Genomic DNA, 5,551 nt, shown 5'->3' on the forward strand with positions numbered 1-5,551 from the left:
CATCTAAATGCTGGGCTTGCTCGAATGGGAAATTTAATTAGAACAGATTATAAACAGTATTTTGTACTTGATGAAAAAGATAATGAATACTGGCTTTCATATAATGAAAATCTTTTAAAGTAAAGAGTTCGTTAAATAATAATTTTTTGATTCCCCTTTATTTTTTACTATATTGCTGCATATTTATTAGATACAAAATTATATTTGCTTTTACTCCTTAGTAATGAAGGAGTTGATTAAACCTAATTATTTTTGTGATAGATTTTTGGTAAATGCAATTTTGAAATTATAATGAGAATGGGTTCTAATTCCCCCTAGAGTTTTTATCAGTCTTTTTGATTGTAGATATAAAAATCAGCAGGCTTTTACACCTGCTGAATATTTTTTTCTTTGATTTATCACTCAGCCTTTGCAGCTTTTGCTTCAGCAATAACTTCATCTGCGAGTCTACCCTGTAGAGTTTCATAGTGGCTGAACTCAAGCTCGAAGGAACCTGTTCCACTTGTCATACTCTTAAGGTCGATAGCATATGTTCTAAGCTCTGCCATTGGTACCTCTGCCTGTACTGCAACAAGGTGTCCCTTTTCTTCCTGACCAAGTACTCTACCGCGCTTAGCAGAGAGGTCTGAAAGGATTGAACCAAGATATTCATTTTCGATGAATACTTCAAGCTTCATGATAGGCTCTAAGAGTACACAGCCAGCCTTAGAGAGAGCAATTTCCATAGCTCCCTTAGCAGCAAGCTTAAATGCCATTTCTGAAGAGTCTACTGGGTGCTCCTTACCATCGATAAGTGTGATACCGATATCAACTAGTGGATATCCTGCTAAGTAACCTTCACTCATTGATTCCTGAATACCCTTTTCGATACCTGGAACATAACCCTTAGAGATTGCTCCACCCTTAATAGCATTAGTAAACTGATAGTAAGAGCCTCTTTCGATTGGTTCAATTTCAATAAGTACACGACCAAACTGTCCGTGACCACCAGACTGCTTCTTGTGTGAGTATTCAGCAATACCACTCTTACGTGTAATAGTTTCACGATAAGCGATACGAGGAGTTTGAGTATTAATCTTAATCTTCTGCTTCTCTTGAACCTTTTCAAGGATCATAGAGATTTGAAGCTCACCCATACCACCGATTACAGTTTCCTTAGTTTCAGGATTCATCTTAATCTGGAATGTTAAATCCTCTTCAGCAATCTTGTAGAGAGCTTCATTCATCTTATCAGCACTCTTCTTATCCTCTGTACTTACAGCAAGCTGGAATACTGGCTGAGGAAGTCTAACTGGTCTAAATACATAGTTAACATCTGGACCAGAGAGGAGAGAACAGTTAGTAGAGGTAATGTTACTCTTAGCAATAATACCGATATCACCTGCCTCTAAAGCATCTACTTCGATAAGTTTCTTACCAAGAGCTCTGTATAGCTTACCTGGTTTTTCTTTCTTTTTTAAATCTGGGTTGTAAAGATCTGTTTCAGGAGTAATCTTTCCTGCAACAACCTTGATAAAGCTAAGCTTACCACTGAACTGGTCAATAGTAGTTTTGAAGCAGTATGCAGCAACAGGACCATTTGGATCAATTGGAGTTGTATGCTCGATACCTTGTTCATCAATTCTGAAATCAAAACCATCAAGTGGGTTAGGGAAGTTATTTCTGATGAAGTTAAGAAGGGAAGTAATACCTGCACCTTTATCTGTAGCACCACAGAATACTGGAACAACACGATTATCCTTTAAGCCTTCTCTAAGACCACGTCTAATTTCATCACTTGTTAATGTTCCTTCTTCAAAGAACTTTTCAATTAAATCATCAGCACCTTCTGCTGCATTCTCAATTAAGCGATTTCTAAAGTCTTCAACAACTGCTGCGTATTTTTCAGGAATTGGAATAGCTTTTTCTTTTCCTCCTGGTACAAATTCATATGCTTGGTTTTCAATAAGGTTAATTACACCCTTGAATTCCTCTGCTTCACCAAGTGCCATTACAACAGGAACAAAGTGTGACTGGAATTCACTTTCGAGTGAATCGATTACATGTCTATAGCTAGCACGCTCTTTATCCATCTTATTGATGAATACAGCACGTGGTTTATTTCTTGAATCAAGTCTTCTCCATAATTTGATTGTTTCAATCTGAGCACCAATACGGCCATCAACAACCATGAGTGCAGCTTCACATGAACGGAATGCACAAATTGCTTCACCAATAAAATCTGCTGTACCCGGAGTATCAATAATATTTATTGTTTTACCTTCCCATGTGAATGAGTTAAGGGAAGCATGTACTGATATTTTTCTTGCTATTTCTTCTTCGGTGTAGTCTGATGTGGTTTTACCACTTTCTACTGTTTCAGGTTTAGACAGGACGTTCGCATAGAAAAGCATTTGCTCAACTAAGTTAGTTTTTCCTGTCCCATTATGGCCTACAAGCGCCACATTTCTGAGGTCTTTTGATTGAACGCTCATAATTTCCTCCTTTTGAAAAAAATGCGTCTAATAAAAATGTTAAAGCCCAAAATATCGAATGTAAAGGAAAATAAATAAAAAATAGAAGTTGAATAACAATAAATATTCCTAATTGCATAAAAAAATAAATAGATATATAATTATTAACAGTAATAATTACTATTAAGGAGATAATAAATGTCTAATCATCTTCCTCTTTCAGTACGTGTTGCTATTGATAGTGACAACATCAGCATCAAAAGGGATGAGAGTAAATGCATCAAATGTGGTGCTTGTAAAGATGTATGTACCCAATATATAGGAGTACATGGTACATATGATTTAGCTAAAACAGGTGATAGAGCAATTTGTATAAATTGTGGGCAATGTGCAAATGTATGTCCTACAGGAAGCATTAGTGAAGTATATGAATATCAGGAAGTAAAAAGGGCAATAAAAAATCCTGATAAATGCGTAATTGTTAGTACATCACCATCTGTTAGAGTTGCACTTGGTGAAGAGTTTAATCTTCCAGCTGGTAGCTTTACTGAAGCAAAGATGATTACTCTTTTAAGAAAACTTGGTGCTGATTATGTACTAGATACTAACTTTGCTGCAGACTTAACAATTGTTGAGGAAGCAAGTGAATTAATAGAGAGAATTAAGGAAAATAAGAATCTTCCACAATTTTCTTCCTGTTGTCCTGCATGGGTAAAATTTGTTGAAACCTACTTTCCTGAAATGATACCTAATATTTCAAGTGCAAAAAGTCCAATTAGTATGCAAGGTCCTACTATTAAGACTTATTTTGCAAAGAAAAGGAATATTGATCCTGAGAAAATTGTTAATGTTGCACTAACTCCATGTACAGCCAAAAAGTTTGAAATTAGAAGAAGTGAATTTAATAGTGCTGGTAAGTATTTAAATAAGCCTGAATTAAGAGACATGGATTATGTTGTTACTACTAGGGAACTAGCTATTTGGGCAAAGGAAGAGGGAATAGACTTTAATAGCTTAGAAGATGGAAAGTACGATACCTTAATGGGAGAAGCTTCTGGCTCTGGTGTAATCTTTGGCAATACTGGTGGTGTAATGGAGGCAGCTTTAAGAACTGCATATTATTATCTTACAGGAGAAAATCCAAAAAAGGATATTTTATCAACATTAGAAAGTGTTAGGGGTAGTGAGGGAATTAGAACAGCTACTGTTAAGATTAATGATTTATCTATTAATGTCGCAGTTATCTATGGTACTGAAAACGCTAGAAAATTTATTAACGATTTGAAAAATGGTGATAAGGTTTATCATTTTGTCGAGGTAATGACTTGTCCTAATGGATGTATTGGTGGTGGTGGACAGCCTAAAAATTTGGAGGATGCAGAAACAGCAAGACGAAAAAGAGTTGAATCTCTCTATAAGCGTGATAAAGATATGGCTAATAAGCTTAGTCATGAAAATGAAGAGATAAAACTACTTTATAAGGAGTTTTATAAAAAACCATTAAGTGAGATAGCAGAGCGTATGTTACATACCTCTTACATCGATAGATCAAAAGATTTAAATCAAGGAGTTAAGAAAATGGCAAAATTTAAGTGTAAAGTTTGTGGTTATGTTTATGAAGGTGATGAATTACCAAAAGATTTTAAATGTCCAATTTGTAAACAACCTGCTTCTTCATTTGAAAAGCTTGAAGAGGTAAAAGCTTCAGAATCAAATCCATATGCTGGTACTAAGACAGAAAAGAACTTATTAGAAGCTTTTGCTGGTGAAAGCCAGGCAAGAAACAAGTATACATATTTTTCTGAAGTAGCAAAGAGAGAAGGATATGAGGAGCTTGCTGAAATCTTCTTAAAGACAGCTAGAAACGAGCAGGAACATGCTAGAATCTGGTTCCAAGAGCTTGGCCATATTGGTTCATCTGCTGAAAACCTTTTAGCAGCTGCAGAGGGTGAAAACTATGAGTGGACAGATATGTATGATAGAATGGCAAAGGATGCAGAAGAAGAAGGTTTTACTGAGCTTGCTGCACGTTTTAGAGCTGTTGGTGCAATTGAAAAACGTCACGAAGAGCGCTATAGAAAGTTATTAAACGATGTTAAGAATAACCAAGTATTTGAAAAGGGTAGCTTAACAATTTGGGAATGCAGAGTTTGTGGTCATATCTGTGTTGGCTTAAAGGCTCCAGAAGTATGTCCTGTTTGTAAATACTCTCAGTCATATTTCGAAGTAAATAAAATCTGATTTAATCAAACATTTTTTTTGTTCCCTATCTAATAATACCCAAGATAGGGAATTTTTTTTTCGGGTAAGTTTATCAATAGTTTTGAGTAAATAGTATTAGGCATAGTTTTACTCTATCAGCAAGCATTATTAACAACTTATTGATTATTACATCCCAATTCCTAATACGTATTGTCCATTTTTGAAATGTTGTTGATCGTCAGATAAATGATTTTAAAGATAGAATCATCATGTAGATAGCTATTTTATATAGAAATAATCTAGTCAAAATAATCAAAAAAAATGAAGATAGATAACCAATAATATGACTATTTTATACCCAGCTCCTTTAAAAGAAGCTGAGTATAAAGTTTTAAGATTAAAAGTTTAGTCCTAATTCTTTAGCAATAGATGTAAACTCTTCTTTAGATAAACCAGAGTTAGCAATTGCACAGGAGGGTGTTATATTGCCACTATTAACAAGATTAATTAGTGTTTTTACAGTACCTTCATTGATGCCATCTGCTTTGCCAATTTTGATGCCATCCTCTTTTCCAATTTTAATGCCATCAGCTTTTCCAATTCTAAGGCCCTCATCATAGGATTTTGCTGCATACTCTCTAATTGCTTCACAAACCTTATCTTCACCTTTTTGTGTTGTCTTATAATACATCGCACACTCCTTAATCACTTCGTCTTTCATTTCACTTAAATCATAAGAAATTAAACTTTGCATCAGATTATTTAAATCTTCTCGACCTTTATTTTCTGCATTTACATAAATGATATTATTACCATCTTTTAATGGCAAGTTTATTTCTTTTTCTTTCCTTATAAACTCATATAATTGTTTTCCAAGCCCAAAGATATCCTTTTCC

Annotated in this window: 3 protein-coding genes and 1 pseudogene; 2 read left to right on the plus strand and 2 right to left on the minus strand. The window is 34.6% G+C overall.

Annotation, left to right across the window (positions count from 1 at the left end; translation table 11 throughout):
* Positions 1 to 398: 398 nt before the first annotated feature.
* Complete coding sequence (locus SOY52_RS02445) at positions 399 to 2,474, minus strand: elongation factor G (RefSeq protein ID WP_320847398.1); 2,076 nt, start codon at positions 2,472 to 2,474, stop codon at positions 399 to 401.
* A gap of 177 nt (positions 2,475 to 2,651) precedes the next feature.
* Here SOY52_RS02445 and SOY52_RS02450 point away from each other — a divergent pair.
* Positions 2,652 to 4,124 (plus strand): annotated as a pseudogene (locus SOY52_RS02450) ([FeFe] hydrogenase, group A); the annotation flags it as partial.
* Positions 4,107 to 4,694, plus strand: a complete 588-nt coding sequence (rbr, locus tag SOY52_RS11150; RefSeq protein WP_414429579.1) for a rubrerythrin — start codon at positions 4,107 to 4,109, stop codon at positions 4,692 to 4,694. The pseudogene SOY52_RS02450 and the gene rbr, both read left to right, overlap by 18 nt.
* Positions 4,695 to 5,052: 358 nt before the next feature.
* Here the strand turns inward: rbr and SOY52_RS02455 are convergent.
* A partial coding sequence (locus tag SOY52_RS02455; protein WP_320847400.1) for a hypothetical protein occupies positions 5,053 to 5,551 on the minus strand: 499 nt, incomplete at its 5' end.

The organism is Bullifex sp. (genome assembly GCF_034103065.1).
Lineage (GTDB): Bacteria > Spirochaetota > Spirochaetia > Sphaerochaetales > Sphaerochaetaceae > Bullifex.